Genomic DNA, 18,777 nt, shown 5'->3' on the forward strand with positions numbered 1-18,777 from the left:
ATGAAAATAAAGGTTTGCGGATTAAAATATCCGGATAATATCAACGCCGTGGCAAATTTAGTCCCCGATTATGTGGGCTTCATCTGCTATGACCGTTCACCGCGGTTTGTGGGGGATATTGCCGCTGATACTTTAAAAAGCTTACCTGCTTCAATATACAAAACAGGCGTATTTGTTAATGAAAGCCGGCAGGAAATAAACCGTCTTGCAGCTAACCTGGGTTTTAACGCCATACAACTTCATGGCGATGAGGATCCTGACTTTGCAAACTCATTTAGAAATAAGGTGCAGGTAATTAAAGCATTTGGCGTAAACCCGGATTTTGATTTTAATCAATTAAATGATTATGCCAACAAAGTGGATTATTTTCTGTTCGATACCAAAACAGCTGAATACGGCGGATCGGGAAAAGCATTTGACTGGTCTGTTTTAAATAAATACAACTTAAACGTGCCATTTTTTTTAAGCGGCGGTTTAAGTTTGGATAACCTGGCGCAGCTGGCAAAAATTACGCATCCGCAGTTTTACGGGGTTGATTTAAACAGCAGGTTTGAAATTGCGCCCGGCAACAAAGATTTAGAAAAACTAAAACAGGCCTTTAGCCTGATAAAACAATATACTACGCATGAAATACGGAGTTAACGAGCAGGGATATTATGGTGATTTTGGCGGCGCATATGTGCCCGAGATGCTTTACCCCAATGTTGAAGAATTAAGGCAGCGCTATTTAACAATTATCAGCGACCCGGATTTTAAAGCCGAGTTTGACCAGCTTTTAAAGGATTATGTTGGCCGGCCGTCTCCGCTTTATTTTGCGAAGCGGTATTCTGAAAAATACGGCGCCAATATATTTTTAAAGCGCGAGGACCTTAACCACACCGGTTCGCATAAGATCAACAATGCCATCGGCCAGATCTTATTGGCACGGCGGCTGGGTAAAAAACGCATCATTGCCGAAACCGGCGCCGGCCAGCATGGTGTTGCAACAGCCACCGTTTGTGCTTTAATGGGTATTGAATGCGTGGTTTATATGGGCGAGATCGACATGGCCCGCCAGGCTCCCAATGTATCCCGCATGAAAATGCTGGGCGCAAAGGTTGTGCCCGCTACATCGGGCAGTAAAACATTAAAAGACGCGACCAATGAAGCCATGCGCGACTGGATAGCAAACCCGGTGGATACGCATTATATCATCGGATCGGTTGTCGGCCCTTATCCATATCCGGATATGGTTGCGCGTTTCCAGTCTATCATATCATTTGAGACCAGGAAGCAGTTGCTTGAACATACCGGTAAAGAATTGCCCGAATATGTAATGGCCTGTGTAGGCGGCGGCAGTAATGCCATGGGCATGTTCTATCATTTCCTGGACGATGAAAGTGTAAAACTGATTGCTGTTGAAGCAGCCGGAAAAGGTGTGGACAGCGGCCATTCGGCAGCGACTACTTTTTTAGGTAAGGAAGGCGTATTACATGGCAGCCGCACTATTTTAATGCAAACTGACGACGGGCAGGTTGTTGAACCTTATTCAATATCAGCCGGGCTGGATTATCCCGGTATAGGCCCGCAACACGCGCATCTGTATAAAATAAACCGCGCGCAATATGCAAGCGTTACTGATGATGAGGCTTTGCAGGCAGGTTTATTATGCTGCCAGCTGGAGGGCATCATCCCGGCTATTGAATCGGCCCATGCGCTGGCACAACTGGATAAAATGAAATTTAAAAAGGATGATAACGTGGTTGTCTGCCTTTCCGGGCGCGGCGATAAGGATCTGGATACTTATATCAAATATTTTAACTACTAATAATGAACCGTCTAAACCACCTTTTCGCTACCAGGAAAACCAATTTATTATCCATCTATTATACCGCCGGTTATCCTGAAATCAATACTACGGTTGATATTGCCGCGGCATTAGAAAAAGCAGGTGCTGATTTTTTAGAAATCGGTTTTCCCTATTCGGACCCGGTTGCTGACGGGCCGACTATCCAGCACAGCTCACAGCAGGCGCTGGATAATGGCATGACCCTTAATGTTTTGTTTGAACAGTTAAAAGAGCTGCGCAAACGGGTTACCATTCCGGTATTATTAATGGGTTATGTAAACCCGATAGTGCAATATGGTGTTGAGCGTTTCTGCAAAAAGGCTGCCGAAGCAGGCGTAGACGGCATTATCGTGCCCGACCTGCCCATGTACGAATATGAGAGCATGTATGCTGATTTTTTCAGGGATAATAACCTAAGCAATATATTCCTGGTGACGCCGCAAACCTCGCCTGAGCGGATCCGCAAAATAGATGAGCTTAGCGACAGTTTCATTTATTTACTTTCATCATCATCAATTACCGGCGGCAGTTTAAATGTATCTGATAACATAGCGGCTTATTATACCCGGGTAAAGGCCATGGGGCTGAAAAATCCAACCATAATTGGTTTTGGCATATCAGACAACGCCACATTTACCAAGGCTTGTCAATACGCCAGCGGCGCAATAGTGGGCAGTAAGTTTGTACAGCTTTTGGCCGAAGAAAATTTTATGGATAAGATCCCGGGGTTTATCAAATCTATCCGGGGTTAAGATCTGCGATTACAGGTACTGCTCCAGATCGCCTTTACCTTCACGAATGATCTCAAAATCACCCGAGGTGCAATCAACAACGGTAGATGCGATGTTATCGCCGTAACCACCGTCAATCACCAGGTCAACCAGCCCTTCGTACTTCTCATGGATCAGCTCTGGATCGGTTGAATATTCCATGATATCGTCCTCATCCCTTATAGAGGTGGACAGGATAGGGTTACCCAGCTCTTTTACAATGCGGCGCGCTATGTCATTGTCGGGCACGCGGATACCTACCGTTTTTTTATTGGAGCTTAACAGCTTGGGCACATTATGGCTGGCATTGAAAATGAATGTGAACGGCCCCGGTAGGGCTTTTTTTAATACCCGGAAAACCGTATTGTCAATAGGCTTGATATAGTCTGATATATGGCTCAGGTCATAGCATACAAAAGAGAAGTTTGCTTTTTCAGGCTTAATGTTCCTGATCTTACATATAGCTTCAATAGCCTTATGATTGGTGATATCACAACCCAGGCCGTAAACAGTGTCGGTAGGGTAGATGATGATGCCGCCTTTGCGTAATACCTCAACAACCTGTTCTATAGCTTTGGGGTTTGGGTTTTCAGGATAGATCTTGATTAACATTATTGCAAAGGTAGTAAAAGTTAAACCGGCCAAAATAAAAAAGGCTGATAGTTTGCACTATCAACCCTTTTATTTATAGATCGTTTTTAAAATTTACGCTTGTTTGGTAAACTGAACGTTGATAGATAATTTAATGTCAGAACCTAAAACTACCGAACCTGCTTCAGTAATACCGTCCCAGGTTAAACCAAATTCTTTACGGTCAATTTTACCGGTTATTTCAAAACCAGCTTTAGTATTACCATAAAAATCAGCAGCTGAGCCACCGTATTCAACCGCCAATGTAACCGGTTTGGTAACGTCTTTTATAGTAAGATTACCTTTCAATTCGTAATCATCACCGGTTTTTGTAAACGAAGTTGATTTGAAAGTGATCTTTGGATAAGTTTCTGCATCAAAAAATTCAGCAGATTTTAAATGTCCGTCGCGTTGCTCCTGTGTAGTGTCAATGCTGTTAACGTCTAATGAAAAGCTGATGTCTGCTCCTTCGAAATTATCATTGTCTGTAGTTAATTCGCCTTCAAATGTTTTGAAAGATCCGGTTACAGTTGAAATAACCAGGTGTTTTACTTTAAATTGTACTTCTGAGTGTGCGGGGTCTAATACCCATTTAGTTGTTGCCATGATTGTTTTGTTTTAATGATACAAAGATAATATAATAGATGTTTAAACATGTAATTTTATTGTCATTTCTATTTGCTCATTTCAATGCCCGGCAGGAGGGGACGTTATTCTTCTGATTTCTTCCCAGTTAGCTATACCTAAGCTGCTTAGGGTGATCCGTTTCAGGTGATCCACTCATTAAAAAGGGGCAAAAAACAGCCTGTTTTCAATTAGTTGATAATCAATAAGTTACATGAGGTTCCAGTTTAAAAATCCTGACGAATAAGGCTGATCCAAAGTGATCCGCTCAAAACGTTAACCTTTTTATTTTCAATTGGTTAACAAAAAAAGGTGATTCGGGTGATCCACTTTTTTAACCGGATCACCCGTTGCTGTTTCGCGCTACAATCATACAACAAAAAAGGGGCTAAATGCCCCTTTAATAATTAAATAATATTAATATCAGCTTATAATCAGGCTAATACCTGTTTAACGATCTCAGCAGCTTCTTTTAATAAGATCGCCGAGTATACCTTTAAGCCCGAATTATCTATTAGTTCTTTTGCTTCTTTAGCGTTGGTACCCTGTAAACGTACAATGATGGGTACAGGGATATTTCCAATTTCTTTATAGGCGTCAATAACACCCTGGGCCACACGGTCGCAACGTACAATGCCCCCAAATATATTGATCAGGATAGCTTTAACGTTAGGGTCGCTTAAGATGATATTGAAACCGGCTTTAACCGTTTGCGCATTGGCAGTACCGCCAACGTCAAGGAAGTTAGCTGGTTCACCACCGGCAATTTTAATAATATCCATGGTAGCCATCGCCAAACCCGCACCGTTAACCATACAGCCAACGTTACCGTCAAGCTTTACATAGTTAAGGTTTGATTTACCCGCTTCAACCTCGGTAGGATCTTCTTCGTTGGTGTCGCGCATCGCCGCATAATCAGGATGGCGGTATAAAGCGTTATCATCTAAATTAACTTTAGCATCAACTGCCAGTATCTTGTTATCAGATGTTTTTAATACCGGGTTGATCTCAAACATTGATGAGTCGGTAGCATCGTAAGCTTTATATAACGCAGCAATAAACTTGGTCATATCCTTAAATGCCTCGCCCGATAAACCCAGGTTAAAAGCGATCTTACGGGTCTGGAAGCCCTGTAAGCCAACCTTAGGGTCAATCTCTTCTTTAAAAATTAAATGTGGTGTATGCTCGGCAACCTCTTCAATATCCATCCCGCCCTCGGTTGAATACATGATGATATTACGGCCCTTACCACGATCCAATAAAACGCTTATATAAAATTCTTTGGTTTCGCTTTCGCCCGGGTAGTAAACATCCTGCGCAACTAATACCTTACGTACCAGTTTGCCCTCGGCCCCGGTTTGCGGTGTAACCAGTTGCATACCTAAAATATCGGTAGCACGCTGCTTAACCTCATCTAAATTCTTAGCTAATTTTACACCGCCGCCTTTACCGCGGCCACCCGCGTGTATTTGTGCTTTTATTACCACCCAGCTCGAGTTGTAATCTTCTTTCAATTTTTTAGCGGCTTCAACAGCTTGTTCAGGCGTATCAGCAACAATGCCTTCCTGTACCCTAACACCAAAACTTTTTAATATTTGTTTTCCCTGGTATTCGTGAATGTTCATATATACTTTTTCGAAGAATTTGCGGTAAATCTAATGATTTTGTTTTGAAATCAGAGAGTAGTGATTGGAGATTAAAGATTAGTTTTTACTTTGGTATGATCAGGGTAAGTTGTTTAATAAAAATGTTACAAGACGGGGGCGTCGTTTTATAAAATTTGGTAACTAATCACCAATCTCTAACCGAAGCGTAGCGGGCTCATTAATACCTAATAAAAACAAATACTATATTAATAATCTCTAATCACTATTTTTGACCCCATGCTTAAAGCAACTGCTATTAATAAGTCATACGGTCAGCTTCAGATTTTAAAAGGAGTTGATTTCGAAGTTGAAAAAGGAGAGATCGTTACCATAGTCGGTGCATCGGGTGCCGGTAAAAGTACACTGCTTAACATCCTGGGCACCTTAGATAAGCCCGACTCGGGCCAGCTATTTATCAACAATGTGGAGCTAAACCGGCTAAGCAATAAAAATCTGAGCAATTTCCGTAACCGCGAAATTGGTTTTATATTTCAGTTTCATCATTTATTGGCCGAATTTGATGCTTTGGAGAATGTATGTATCCCCGCATTTATAAAAGGAACCTCGCGCCCGGAAGCAGAGCGGCGGGCCACGGAGCTTTTAGAGTTACTTGGGCTGGGGCACAGGCTCCAGCATAAGCCTAATAGTTTATCCGGGGGTGAGCAACAGCGGGTGGCGGTGGCGCGTGCGCTCATCAATAACCCGGCATTAATATTTGCCGATGAACCATCGGGTAATCTTGACTCAACCAATGCGCGCGAGTTGCATGAGTTGTTTGTCAGGCTGCGAAATGAATTTAATCAAACTTTTGTTATTGTAACACACAATGAGGATCTGGCTAACATATCAGATCGCAAGGTTTTAATGGTTGACGGCTTAATTGTTCAATAAACGGTGAAGGTTCTTATCACTTCTGCACTTTCGGCAACGGCCCACCGCTTAAAAAGCAAACTGAACATTGATAATGTTATTCTGGGAGATTATAATGATCTGCCGGCTTTTATGCTTTCGAGCGGTAAAATGATCAAATTACCTGATCCGTGCTCATTTTCCTACACACATGAAATGCTTGCGTTGTGCCTCGACAATTTAATTGATCTGGTTTATGTAGTTGATAGCGGGGAGATAAAACTGCTGCTTGAATCAAAGCAGCTTTTTGCAGAATATAACATAGATATAAAGGTAGCAGATGATGAAATATAGCGATATAGATCAGCAGAAGAGCGCTTTTGTATTTGAACTGGATAATGTTATCTATCCGGAAAAGGATTACCTTTTCCAGGTATATTACCTGTTTGCGAGTTTTTTAGAATATACCGAGTTAGTTGACGCGAAGTTAATCACCGCGTTAATGGTGGATACCTACAATACACAAGGCAAGGACGCGGTGTTTGACAAAGTGAAGGAAAAGTTTGCTATAGACGAGAAATACAGAATAAATTTTCAGCATTTGTTGCTTACAGTTAAACTTCCGTTAAAATTATTGGTCTATCAAGCTTTGCTTGATATGTTGCAGGAAATTGTGGTCGACCGTAAAAAAATCTTTATTGTTGCCAATGATAATCCGGCACTGCAGCTAAATAAAATCAAACAAACAGAGTGGCATGGGCTTGAGAATTATTTATTTTGCTATTTTGCGGAAGAAATTTCACCTATGCCCGAGCCGGATGTGCTTCACCTGTTAATGAAAGAACACGGTTTGGCGAGAAGGGATGTTGTTATGGTAGGATACTCAGAAGCTGCGGCCAACAGTGCCGAAGCTTGTGGAATTGATTATTATAATATCCGAGAAATTTTATAATCCTCAGTTATAAGATAATAAAGAGGGGTTCGTTATCAATAATTTAACAACATGAAAAAACTACTTTACATCACTATTTTACTTGCCGCTGCCGATACTATATCTTGTAAAAAAGATAAGAAGAATGCTTATAATGGAACCGCTCCGTCAAAAACTGGCTCAACCTTAGATCTTATAAGGGACTCTGTATTTCTTTATGCCAAGGAGGCTTATTATTGGTATGACGCATTACCATCTTATGCCAGCTTTAATCCACGCTCTTTCGCAGGGAGCACCGATTTGGCAGCATTAACCAAAGAAGTTGATGCCATATCTCAATATAAAATAAACCCAAACACAGGTCAGCCTTATGAATACTATTCCGGAGCTCCGGGCGAGGCCAAATATTCATTTATCGACGAGGGCCAGGTATCAACCGAGTTAAACGGCAGCAACAATAATTTTGGCTTTGCCCCACTATATAATGATGTTAATGATTTGCGTGTTAAATATGTATACCCTGGCTCGCCTGCCGATCTTGCCGGCGTTAAGCGCGGTTATAAAATAATTAGTATAAATGGCAATTCAGACATTGCTTATGATGGGGGTTCGGGCCCGCATACACAATTTGTAATCAATGCCTATTCTGGCAGCAACACAATAACCATGGTGCTTCAAAAAAGCGATTTGAGCACTATTACAGTAAATTTAACTGCCGCAGCTTATACCACTAATCCGGTAATAACTTATAAAACATTTAATGTGGGTAATGGCAAAGTAATAGGCTACGTGGTTTTTAATACGTTTACATCCGAAGCAAATGCTGACGCGAAGTTAGATGCTGCGTTTAATTATTTTCAATCACAGGGAATCACTGACCTGGTAGTTGATCTTCGTTATAATGGTGGTGGCTATGTGGCAACTGCCGAATACCTGGATAACCTGATTGTGCCGATTGCTAAAACCGGAGCTACGATGTACAGTTATTATTTTAATGACATACTTGCCAGCAACAAAGAGGTTTTACTAGGTAACCAGGTAAGACGTGAGCCTTCAACCAACCAGTTGTATAATTACGGCCAGTTTAGTTATACCGTTGCGGATAATACTACCAAATTCACCAAGAAAGGCTCGCTAAACATTGGCCGGGTATTTTTTATTGTAACCGGCTCAACAGCTTCGGCCAGTGAGTTAACTATTAATAATTTACGCCCTCACCTGGATGTGCAATTGATAGGTACCACCAGCTATGGTAAGCCGGTTGGGTTTTTTGACATCGATATTAATAAATATCAATTGTATATCCCTGAATTTGAAACTAAAAACTCAGCAGGCCAGGGGGGATACTATACCGGCATGACCCCGGGATCTGCTGAGTATCCAGGCGTAAAAGATTATGACGATGTTACAAAAGAGTTTGGCGATACTACCGAAACATTGCTTCACCATGCCGTAAATTATGTAAGAAGGGGCATTTATAGCTCGCCAACCGAAAGGATACAGGGATTATCCGGCAGGCAAAAGACATTTTCAATCGACCAGGCTAATGCTGCTGCAATTGAGTTAAATGGTAACAAATTCAGCGGAATGATAACCAAAAAGACGTTTAAAAATAAATAGACTGTAGTGTAAATGCACTACAAATTAATCTGCTAATTCCCTGATATCTACCGGGACAACGCGGGAGATTCCCTGCTCAACCATTGTTACACCGTAAATTACATCGGTGCTGGCAATGGTTCTTTTATTATGGGACACAATGATGAACTGAGACTCTTGCGAGAACTTGCGGATGATGTTATTAAATTTATCAATGTTCGTATCGTCCAGCGGCGCATCAACCTCATCAAAAATACAGAAGGGAGCGGGCTTTAACAGATAAAGCGAAAAGAGGATGGCTGTGGCGGTCAACGTTTTTTCACCGCCCGAAAGCTGATTGATCGACAAGGGGCGCTTACCCTTTGGCTTGGCGATAATATCAATATCTGATTCAAGCGGATGCTGCGGATCGGTCAGGATCAGATCACACGAATCTTCTTCATTAAATAGCGATCTGAATACTTTAATAAAGTTTTCGCGCACCAGGGTAAAGGCAAGCATGAATTTCTCTTTTGCAGTATCGTCAATCTCCTGAATGGTGGCCATCAGCGATGCTTTTGCCTCACCCAGATCTTTTTTCTGATTCTGAATAAACTCAAAGCGCTCGCTCATCTCATTGTACGCTTCAACAGCCATGGGGTTAATGGCACCAAAATCGTCCAGTTGCGTTTTTAATTTATCGGTACGCTCGCGTAGCTGTTGCTCGTTCTCATCGCCGGCTGTTTCATTTTCAGGCAGCTCGTTAATATCTACGTTAAACTCAACTGATAAGCGTTCTTTTAATGCGTTTAATTCTATCCGCAGGTTATTACGCTCATCTTTAAGTTCATTTTCTATTACTTCGGCCTGGTCTTTTTTGCGGCGCAGCGCCGTTATGGCATCTTCAGTTTCTGTGATTTTGCCGCGTAGCTTATAATATTCCTGTTCAGCCTCCTGGGTCGCTTTTTCAAGCTCTTCCTTTTGGCTGTACATTTCAAGCAGGCTGTCGTCAGAGGTGTCAGACTGGTGCAGATTTTCCTGTATGGCTGCTTTTACTTTTTCAAGTTCCTCATTGTTTTGTTTTATCCGGCTCTCCAGGCTTTCCTGCTGCGTAAACCGGTAGTCGAGGTCCTTATTCAGACCTGAAACTTTATTTTGCTGTTGATGAAACTTGATGTTCTCCTGGTTATAGGTATTTGACTGTACCGTTACCATTTCATTCAACTCATTAAAAGCACTTTGTTTGTCGGCAAGTAATTCATTTTGAGCCTGCTTGGCGGCTTTTAGTTCAACAAGCAGTGGTTGCAGTGTGGCAATCTCCTCTTTTATTCCGCTTATTTTTTTAGCGATATCGTCTTTTCGGTTAAGGCTGTTCTCAATAAAGGTTTCATACTGTTCCTGCCGGGTTTTAACCGTAATCAGTTCTGTATTTAAGTGGTTCAGTTCGGCCTGCTTTTGATTGAGTTCGGCAGCTTTACCGGCAGCTTTTAATGAAACCGATTTTGTTTGTAATTCGTTTGACCTGGTTTTAAGCTCAAAAAGATCCACTTCCAGCTTTTTGATCTCTTTAGCCAGGTTCTCTAAATTTTTGGCGCGGCCAATTCTTTTACCCTCAAACAAACCTACCGAGCCACCGGCCATGGTATATTTTGATTTGTTGAATTTTCCGCTTTGTGCTAACAGTACCAGCCCGTCGGTTAATCCTGAATTATTTAATTCGGCTTCATCATTAACCAGGTAGACATTTTTTAGTAAATGGCTCACCAGCGGCTGATATTTTTTCTCAACTTCAATAACGCTAAGCGCGGGGATACGACCGCCAACAGCATCCTCTTTAAATGGCAACGATACTTCATCAGTATAATTGCTCAGGATAAAAAACTGGGCCCTGCCCCGCGATGAGTTGCTTAACAGGTTGATGGCCTTTACCGCTTCATCATAACTCTCAACCACATAATGATTCATTAGCGGCTCCAAATAGTTCTCGATAGCTACCCGGTACTGCTCGCGGCAAAATAACACGTCGCTAAAGAGGGGAGCGTTCCTGGCCCATTCGTTATTGTTTTTGAGGAAACGGATGGACTCGGGGAAGCCTTCAAGGTTATCAACCAAACTTTTGGTAAGGTTATACTCGTTTTGCCTGGCGTCAAGCTTACGGCTTTCGGCTATTATCGTTTCTTTGACCTTATCTGCGTCGGCATCAATATTGGTAATTTGTTCCTGCAGCTCAGTTTCCCGTTGAAGCTCCTGCCGGTAATCTTTCTCCAGGGTTTCGGTACGCCCCTCTAACTCGGCGACAACTTCTTTAAAATGCGATAATTCTACCTTTTTATTGGTAGCATCTTCCATATTGCGCTGGCTTTCCTGCTCCAGCGCCTGTTCCTGGATCTGCAGGATATCAATATCTTTTTCGGCTTTATAAGCCTGATTTTGCAGATTAGTGTTAGCGGCGGTCAGCTCATTTAATTCATTACGCGCGCTTGATTGTTGCAGACGCAATTCATCAACCATTAATTTAAGGTCGGCAACTTTTTCTGTTATAGCCTGCAGGTTCTCGTCTTCCCGCGCTTTTTCTTCATTAAGGCGCTTAATGTTATAAAGTACGTGGTTAAGTTGGTTGCGGTCGCGCTCCAACTCTTCGCTTAATCTTGTTTCTTTATCCTGTTGAAACTTTAATTGTTCGTTCTTTATTTTCTTTTCGCTTTCATACGCGCGGATCTTGCCGACAAAATCATTGGTGGCTTTTTGCTGTACAGAAAGATTTTTTTCTTTCGTGATGCTTTCCAGCCTGGCTTGCTGCAGGCCGGCTTCAAGCGTATCCATCTGGGTTATTACGCCTGATTTTTCCTCACGTTGCTTAAGCTCCTGTTGCTCAATAGCGTTTAGCGACGTACCAAAGGCGGCAATTTTAAATGATGCCAGTTTAATACTCAGGGCCTTGTATTCATCTTTTATACGGTAATAGCGCTCGGTTTTTTTTGCCTGATTTTCAAGCATCTTCAGGTTTTTCTGTATCTCAAACAGTAAATCCTCTACACGTTCCAGGTCGGCTTCGGTTTCCTTAAGCTTATTAAAGGTTTGTTTTTTGCGGAGTTTATATTTGGATATGCCCGATGCTTCTTCAAACAAATTACGGCGCGAGCCTTCTTTGTTTGATATGATCTCTTCGATCATCCTAAGCTCGATTATGGCGTACGAGTCTGAACCGATGCCGGTATCCAGGAAAAGGTCTGTAATGTCTTTTAAACGGCACTGTACGTCATTTAAACGGTATTCGCTGTCGCCGCTGCGGTAAAGCTTACGCGTTAAGGTAACCTGCGAATAATCAGTAGGCAGGATATTTTTTGTGTTATCAAAGGTTAATGAAACTTCGGCCAGGTTAGCAGGCTTACGACTTTTGGAACCGTTGAAAATAACGTTGTCCATTTTTTCCGAACGAAGCATTCGTGTGCTTTGTTCTCCTAATACCCAGCGTATGGCATCAACAACGTTTGACTTCCCGCAGCCGTTAGGACCCACAATAGCGGTAACACCCTCATTAAAATTAATGGTGATCTTATCGCCAAAGCTTTTAAACCCTTTGATTTCTAACTGTGTAAGCTGCATTTAATAGTAATAGCCCCTGTCCAATTTCCAGGGTTCAAAATAATCATAAAAAAATGATTTTACCATATTTTTTTGAGTTAAAAGACTGTGCATTCAGGTTAAAGAAAAAGACGAAAGGTTAAGGTTTTGGAATGGCTGTTAAATTATCTTTTCCATCAAACAAAATATAACCTTTTGCCTTTTACCTTTAAAACTTTTACCTTTTATGAAAATAGCCGTATTTGGAGCAAGTGGCCGCATTGGCAGCCGCATAGTTCAGGAAGCATTAAATCGCGGGCATGATGTAACGGCGGTTGTCCGCCATCCCGAAGATTACACGTTGATACACGATCATTTAAAGGTAGCCAAAGGCGACCTGTTTAAAGCACAGGATGTGGAAACCGGTGCATTTGACCAGGACGCTGTTGTTTGCGCTTACAGCAACACCAAAGGCGCGCCGGCATCAACCATAGCCGAGTTACCAATACCGCTTATTAAAGGCTTAAAACAAGCGCATACTAAAAGATTGCTTATAGTAGGAGGGGCCGGAAGCCTGGAGGTGGCACACGGTTTGCAATTGGTTGATACACCAAATTTCCCGGTGGAGTATAAAACTACTGCGTTAGCACACCGGGATGCTTTAAAGCTTTATCAGAACGAAAAAGAATTAGACTGGACCTATGTAAGCCCTGCCGCCGAAATTGCGCCCGGCCAGCGCACCGGCAAATTCCGCGTAGGCGGCGGTCAGCTTCTGACAGATGTGCAAGGCAAAAGCTTTATTTCAATGGAAGATTTTGCTATCGCGATTGTAGACGAAATTGAAAATCCCATGCATATCAGGGCGCAGATGACGGTTGCTTATTAACAGGCTAATACCCGGTTAAACAAAAATTTCTCCTTTTAAATAAGTAACCGCTTTACCGGTCATTAACACCCTGTCACCCCGCAATTCGCACCATAACTCGCCTTTACGTGCCGAGATCTGGTAGGCGTGGAGTGTGTTTTTTTCAAATATCCTGGCCCAGTAAGGGATCAGGTTACAATGCGCTGAACCGGTTACCGGGTCTTCGGGAATGCCGGCCCCGGGAGCGAAAAACCGCGATACAAAATCAACGTCATTCCCGGGCGCAGTTACAATAACGCCCACGGTGTCCAGTTTTGATAAGGCAAAAAAGTCAGGAGTGATGTCGCGTATCTCTTTTTCAGAATCATAAACCACAAAGAAATCCCTTGATCGTAAGATGGCGGTTGGCGCTATGCCACCCAGTGCTTCTACTAATCCGTTGGGTTCTTCAATAGGTATTGGCGGTCGCGACGGGAAATCCATCGTGTATTTATCACCGTCTCTTTGTACTGTAAGAGTACCGGCTTTTTTTGTTTCGAAATGTATCGTATCGCCGGTATATCCCAGCTCGGTGAATAATATATGTGCAGACGCCAGCGTGGCGTGGCCGCACAGGTCAATTTCATATTCGGGCGTAAACCAGCGCAACGCGTAACCATTGTCGGTTTTAACAAAAAATGCAGTTTCGGCCAGGTTATTTTCAACGGCTATTTTTTGCATCAATTCATCGGGCAACCACTCAGTAAGCGGACAAATGGCTGCCGGGTTGCCACCAAAAAGCTGGTCGGTAAATGCATCGGCCTGATAAATAGGGATGGTCATATCGTATCTATTTTATACCACTAAGGTAGTTGTAAGTAACTAAATCGTCAACGTTTTTTAGGTGTTTTGTACAACCGTTGGTTAAAAGTATGATTCTGTCGCTTATATCCAGTACATCATAATATTGATGGTCGGTAATTATAATGCCCTTGGTTTTTGCAATGGTTTGTATAATGCTTTTAAAATAGTCAGCCTGTACGGGTGTTATATGTGTAAACGGCTCGTCCAGTAAAATAAAATCAGCTTTGCTAAAAAGTATCATTAACATCTCAAGCTGTCTTAATTCACCTCCGGACAACTGTTCGGCATATTTATGCTGATGATCCTGATAAATTCTGAGATTTGAAAACTGCTGCCAATATTGCCCGTCTATAAGCATTGATGCTAACCTGTTTATTCTTATTCCGCCCGGCAGATAATTTTGTTGTGGTAAGTAAGCTATCCGGTTATTAAGATATCCGTATTGAATAACGGTACCGTTAATATTTACGTGTTTATAAAATGGGGTAAGGGTACCAAAAACTATTTTTAATAACGACGATTTACCACTGCCATTGCGGCCTAGCAGGCCAATCACTTCGCCTTGTTTGCATTCCAGGTAAACGTCCTGCAATATCTTGCGTTCATCAAATGCCAGTTGTACGCTGTCAATTTTTAAAGTAAGCGGCTGCATGTGAAAATGGTAAGGCTATAATCAGTGAACAGATCAAGATATCAAAAGCAAAAGCACTGCTAAATAATGTTATAACATGGTAGCCGGCATTGCGAAAATAAAAATAGGTTTGTTTGGACGAATAGTAGTGTAAGCCAATAGCAGCTAAAAAGCCGCATACTTTAGCCGAAAAGAAAATTTCTGCATTAAGGGTACCTGCCTCCCAAATAAAAATAAACGTAGCTAAAAGCGTGAATGCTACATTGTATAGCAATAGCAATTGGTAAATTGCAGTGTGAGAATGCCTAAACGTTTCAAGTGGTAATTGCGATAGTTAATCAAACAGATTAAACGCCATATTATTGTTGAAACAATGCTAATTATTGTTTAAGCAGGAGAGAGGCAAAAAAAAAGCCTCCAGTGGTTTACCGGAGGCTTCTAAAAGGATTAACCTAAATATGATTTCAGAATCTTACTTCTGCTGGTATGGCGTAACCGTTGTAACGCTTTATCTTTGATTTGTCTTACACGTTCGCGGGTCAGATTAAATTTCTCGCCAATTTCCTCTAATGAAAGCGGGTGATTGGTGCCTAATCCAAAGAACAATACGATGATCTCGCGTTCGCGCTCGGTCAGCGTCGAAAGTGAACGTTTGATCTCTTCTGAAAGTGATTCATTGATCAGGATTGAATCTGTGTTTGGCTCAGAGTTTTCCAATACATCTAATAATGTATTTTCTTCGCCCTGTACAAATGGCGCATCCATTGATACGTGACGGCCCGAGTTGCTTAAGGTATCAGAGATCTTGTCAACTGTAGTTTCAAGCATGTCAGCTAACTCTTCCGGTGAAGGTTCGCGCTCATACTCTTGCTCCAATTTAGAAAACGCCTTGCTGATCTTGCTTAATGAACCTACCTGGTTTAAAGGCAAACGCACGATACGTGATTGCTCTGCAATGGCTTGTAATATTGATTGACGGATCCACCATACAGCGTATGATATGAACTTAAATCCTTTGGTTTCGTCAAAACGTTTAGCAGCCTTAATTAAACCTAAGTTTCCTTCATTTATCAGGTCGCCAAGTGTTAAACCCTGGTTTTGATATTGTTTGGCTACGGATACAACAAAACGAAGGTTAGTTTTGGTTAGACGCTCTAAAGCTGCCTGGTCACCTTCTCTGATTTTTTGGGCTAAAATTACTTCTTCTTCGGCTGTAATTAGGTCAACTTTACCAATTTCGTGAAGATATTTATCAAGTGATTGTGACTCACGATTGGTAATGGATTGTGTTATTTTGAGTTGTCTCATTTATTTTATAAACCTCGATTCTTAGTTTTAGAATTGAACGGGCAAAGGTACAAAATGTTTTGCCTATATTTTAGTATAAAAAAAAGATTATATATTATTCATTTTCAGTAATTAATTGCATGGTTTTTGTGGTGTGTACTTATAACGCACTAAGCTTAAAAGTTTCCTTTAAACGTACACCTTTTTCTGTTTGTTGCAAAGTGCAACATTCATTTACGGGATCATGCTCCAGGAATAATACGTAGTTTTTAGCAACAGCTTCATTTAAAAAAATCTTTTTTTCTGTTAAGGTTTGTAATGGAAACATATCATACGCCATTACATACGGTAGGGGTAAATGCCCAACCGACGGTAACAGATCGGCCATGTATAATATCTGTCGTCCTTTGTACCTGATTAACGGTAACATCATAGATTCAGTATGTCCGTATACAAACCTTATGCTTATCTGGTCGGTAAATTTTACATTATCATGAGCCTCAACAAACTTTAGCTGACCACTTTCCTGTATTGGCAATATATTTTCTTTTAAAAATGATGCTTTTTCGCGTTCATTTGGATTAACGGCCCAGTCCCAGTGCCTTTCATTGCTCCAATAAGTCGCATTTTTAAATGCCGGTATCAGTTTGTCTCCCCGGCGCACAATTGCACCGCCAACGTGATCAAAATGCAGATGGGTTAGAAATACGTCGGTAATATCGTCTCTATGAAATCCCAATGTGGCTAACGAACTATCCATCGTGGCCGCGCCATGTAAATAATAATGACTGAAGAATTTTTCATCCTGTTTATCGCCGATGCCGGTGTCGATTAATATCAGGCGGTCGCCATCCTCAATTAATAAACAACGCATGGCCCAGGTACACAGGTTGTTTTCATCGGCGGGGTTGGTTTTGTTCCAGATGAGTTTTGGCACTACGCCAAACATGGCACCGCCATCTAGCTTGAAAAAACCGGTATCTATCGTGTGAAGTTTCATTGGTTAGGTCAAAAGTAAAAATTCAAAATTAAAAATAGTGTGGGATGTCAATAAAAAAGGGCCGGTAGTTTGTAGCTACCGACCCTTTTTTATTGACTTTTAAATCTCGATTTACAAATGTATACACTCTCCGTACGCATCAGCAGCAGCTTCCATTAAAGCCTCGCTCATGGTTGGGTGCGGGTGTACAGATTTGATGATTTCATGGCCGGTAGCTTCCAGTTTACGCGCGGTAACTACCTCGGCAATCATCTCGGTAACGTTAAAGCCCAGCATATGCGCGCCTAAAAACTCGCCATATTTAGCATCAAATATTACTTTAACAAAACCATCTTTAGCGCCGGCAGCACTTGCTTTGCCCGATGCCGAGAACGGAAATTTACCGACTTTAATTTCATAACCTGCCTCTTTAGCCGCTTTTTCAGTATATCCAACTGACGCAATTTCCGGGCTGCAATAAGTACATCCGGGTATGTTGTTGTAATCCAAAGGTTCTGGTTTTAAACCCGCTATTTTTTCAACGCAGATAATACCTTCGGCCGAGGCAACATGCGCAAGCGCCTGGCCCTTAACGATATCGCCAATAGCGTAAACTCCTTCAACGTTTGTACGGTAAAAATCATCAACCAATACTTTACCTTTATCGGTTTTTACCCCATTTTCTTCCAGTCCGATACCTTCGATATTGGTTGATATACCTACGGCGGATAATACGATCTCGGCCTCCAGCACCTCGGTGCCCGCAGCGGTTTTTACAGTAACTTTACAACCTTCACCGCTGGTGTCAACTGATTCAACGTTTGAGCCGGTCATGATATTAATGCCTTGTTTTTTTAAGATGCGGCCCAGCTGCTTCGAGATCTCTTCGTCTTCTAATGGCACAATGTTGTCCAGATACTCAACTACGGTAACTTTGGTACCTATCGAATTATAAAAATAGGCAAATTCAATACCAATGGCTCCTGATCCGACCACGATCATTGAAGCCGGTTTTTTTGGTAATATCATTGCCTGGCGGTAACCAATAACCTTCTTGAAATCCTGTTTAAGGCTGGGTAACTCGCGTGAGCGACCGCCTGTAGCCAAAATAATATGTTTCGCAGTAAATTCTTTTGCACCCTCGTTGTTTTTCACTTCAACAACGCCTTTGCTTTTTAACTTACCAATTCCCATTAATACGTCAATTTTATTTTTTTTCATTAAAAATTGTACGCCCTTGCTCATTCCGTCGGCAACGCCGCGGCTTCTTTTAATAACACCTTCAAAATCAACCTCACCTGTACCATTTACTTTGATGCCATAATCAGCAGCATGATTGATATATTCAAATACCTGTGCGCTCTTTAATAAAGCTTTAGTAGGTATACAGCCCCAGTTGAGGCAAATACCGCCTAATGATTCTTTTTCAACTATAGCAGTTTTTAAACCAAGTTGGGAGGCACGAATTGCGGCTACATAGCCGCCCGGGCCAGACCCTATAACAATTACATCGTAATTCATATGCTTAGATCTGTTCTTTTAATTTTTAGAAAGCCAAAGCTAAGTAAAAGGGCTGAAAGCAGAAAACAGCAATACGGCATTTGCATCATTAAATATCATATAAAACCTATATACCCCAGTAAAACCATAGTTTAACTCAAAGGTAAAAAATTTAAAAATGATGTGAGTTTTATATTAAATGGGTAATATTATTTTGCATTTATTTACATATGCGATAAAATGTTGATAAAA

Annotated in this window: 17 protein-coding genes; 8 read left to right on the forward strand and 9 right to left on the reverse strand. The window is 41.6% G+C overall.

The features are described 5' to 3' along the window. Genes LJ658_RS13510 through trpA form a run of 3 tightly spaced genes read left to right on the forward strand, consistent with a single transcriptional unit; the run spans position 1 to position 2,580 of the window. Positions 1 to 642, forward strand: a complete 642-nt coding sequence (locus LJ658_RS13510; protein WP_230547052.1) for a phosphoribosylanthranilate isomerase — start codon at positions 1 to 3, stop codon at positions 640 to 642. After that, on the forward strand, positions 626 to 1,807 hold the full coding sequence (trpB, locus tag LJ658_RS13515) for a tryptophan synthase subunit beta (protein WP_230547053.1): 1,182 nt from the start codon (positions 626 to 628) through the stop codon (positions 1,805 to 1,807). The genes LJ658_RS13510 and trpB overlap by 17 nt, the downstream gene beginning before the upstream one ends. A gap of 2 nt (positions 1,808 to 1,809) precedes the next feature. Further along, positions 1,810 to 2,580, forward strand: a complete 771-nt coding sequence (gene trpA, locus LJ658_RS13520) for a tryptophan synthase subunit alpha (protein ID WP_230547054.1) — start codon at positions 1,810 to 1,812, stop codon at positions 2,578 to 2,580. 9 nt (positions 2,581 to 2,589) lie between these two features. Here trpA and LJ658_RS13525 read toward each other — a convergent pair whose 3' ends face one another. The 3 genes from LJ658_RS13525 to sucC form a co-directional block, all read right to left on the reverse strand. Continuing rightward, the gene (locus tag LJ658_RS13525; protein WP_230547055.1) at positions 2,590 to 3,210 is read right to left on the reverse strand and encodes an L-threonylcarbamoyladenylate synthase; all 621 of its coding nucleotides are present in this window, start codon (positions 3,208 to 3,210) and stop codon (positions 2,590 to 2,592) included. 93 nt (positions 3,211 to 3,303) lie between these two features. After that, complete coding sequence (locus tag LJ658_RS13530) at positions 3,304 to 3,834, reverse strand: YceI family protein (RefSeq protein ID WP_230547056.1); 531 nt, start codon at positions 3,832 to 3,834, stop codon at positions 3,304 to 3,306. Positions 3,835 to 4,286: 452 nt separating this feature from the next. After that, positions 4,287 to 5,477 (reverse strand): ADP-forming succinate--CoA ligase subunit beta, encoded by a 1,191-nt coding sequence (sucC, locus tag LJ658_RS13535; protein ID WP_230547057.1) that lies wholly within the window; start codon positions 5,475 to 5,477, stop codon positions 4,287 to 4,289. Positions 5,478 to 5,735: 258 nt separating this feature from the next. On the opposite strand from sucC, the gene LJ658_RS13540 reads away from it, so the two are divergent. The 4 genes from LJ658_RS13540 to LJ658_RS13555 are packed head-to-tail and all read left to right on the forward strand — an operon-like array spanning position 5,736 to position 8,898. Then, the gene (locus tag LJ658_RS13540) at positions 5,736 to 6,389 is read left to right on the forward strand and encodes an ABC transporter ATP-binding protein (RefSeq protein ID WP_230547058.1); all 654 of its coding nucleotides are present in this window, start codon (positions 5,736 to 5,738) and stop codon (positions 6,387 to 6,389) included. A 3-nt stretch (positions 6,390 to 6,392) separates the two neighbouring features. Continuing rightward, on the forward strand, positions 6,393 to 6,701 hold the full coding sequence (locus tag LJ658_RS13545; RefSeq protein WP_230547059.1) for a hypothetical protein: 309 nt from the start codon (positions 6,393 to 6,395) through the stop codon (positions 6,699 to 6,701). Further along, positions 6,688 to 7,299: an HAD family hydrolase gene (locus LJ658_RS13550; protein WP_230547060.1), complete on the forward strand. Its 612-nt coding sequence runs from the start codon at positions 6,688 to 6,690 to the stop codon at positions 7,297 to 7,299. The genes LJ658_RS13545 and LJ658_RS13550 overlap by 14 nt, the downstream gene beginning before the upstream one ends. 51 nt (positions 7,300 to 7,350) lie before the next feature. Further along, the gene (locus tag LJ658_RS13555) at positions 7,351 to 8,898 is read left to right on the forward strand and encodes a S41 family peptidase (RefSeq protein ID WP_230547061.1); all 1,548 of its coding nucleotides are present in this window, start codon (positions 7,351 to 7,353) and stop codon (positions 8,896 to 8,898) included. Between the two features lie 24 nt (positions 8,899 to 8,922). On the opposite strand, the gene smc is transcribed toward LJ658_RS13555, so the two are convergent. Continuing rightward, positions 8,923 to 12,462: a chromosome segregation protein SMC gene (smc, locus tag LJ658_RS13560; RefSeq protein WP_230547062.1), complete on the reverse strand. Its 3,540-nt coding sequence runs from the start codon at positions 12,460 to 12,462 to the stop codon at positions 8,923 to 8,925. Between the two features lie 205 nt (positions 12,463 to 12,667). Between smc and LJ658_RS13565 the strand changes: the two genes are divergently transcribed. Beyond that, positions 12,668 to 13,306 carry an NAD(P)-dependent oxidoreductase gene (locus LJ658_RS13565; protein ID WP_230547063.1) on the forward strand — a complete coding sequence of 213 codons (639 nt, stop codon included), beginning with the start codon at positions 12,668 to 12,670 and terminating at the stop codon, positions 13,304 to 13,306. A gap of 15 nt (positions 13,307 to 13,321) precedes the next feature. Here the strand turns inward: LJ658_RS13565 and LJ658_RS13570 are convergent, their stop codons facing one another. From LJ658_RS13570 to lpdA, 5 genes are all read right to left on the reverse strand, one after another. Further along, positions 13,322 to 14,107 (reverse strand): PhzF family phenazine biosynthesis protein, encoded by a 786-nt coding sequence (locus tag LJ658_RS13570; protein WP_230547064.1) that lies wholly within the window; start codon positions 14,105 to 14,107, stop codon positions 13,322 to 13,324. Positions 14,108 to 14,114: 7 nt separating this feature from the next. Further along, positions 14,115 to 14,780 (reverse strand): ATP-binding cassette domain-containing protein, encoded by a 666-nt coding sequence (locus tag LJ658_RS13575; protein ID WP_230547065.1) that lies wholly within the window; start codon positions 14,778 to 14,780, stop codon positions 14,115 to 14,117. 426 nt (positions 14,781 to 15,206) lie between these two features. Continuing rightward, positions 15,207 to 16,067 carry an RNA polymerase sigma factor RpoD/SigA gene (locus LJ658_RS13580; RefSeq protein ID WP_144250350.1) on the reverse strand — a complete coding sequence of 287 codons (861 nt, stop codon included), beginning with the start codon at positions 16,065 to 16,067 and terminating at the stop codon, positions 15,207 to 15,209. Positions 16,068 to 16,206: 139 nt separating this feature from the next. After that, the gene (locus LJ658_RS13585; RefSeq protein ID WP_230547066.1) at positions 16,207 to 17,046 is read right to left on the reverse strand and encodes an MBL fold metallo-hydrolase; all 840 of its coding nucleotides are present in this window, start codon (positions 17,044 to 17,046) and stop codon (positions 16,207 to 16,209) included. A 111-nt stretch (positions 17,047 to 17,157) separates the two neighbouring features. After that, positions 17,158 to 18,546 carry a dihydrolipoyl dehydrogenase gene (lpdA, locus tag LJ658_RS13590; RefSeq protein WP_230547067.1) on the reverse strand — a complete coding sequence of 463 codons (1,389 nt, stop codon included), beginning with the start codon at positions 18,544 to 18,546 and terminating at the stop codon, positions 17,158 to 17,160. Between the last annotated feature and the right edge of the window lie 231 nt (positions 18,547 to 18,777).

The sequence above is a fragment of the Mucilaginibacter sp. UR6-11 genome, assembly GCF_020880695.1.
GTDB lineage: Bacteria > Bacteroidota > Bacteroidia > Sphingobacteriales > Sphingobacteriaceae > Mucilaginibacter.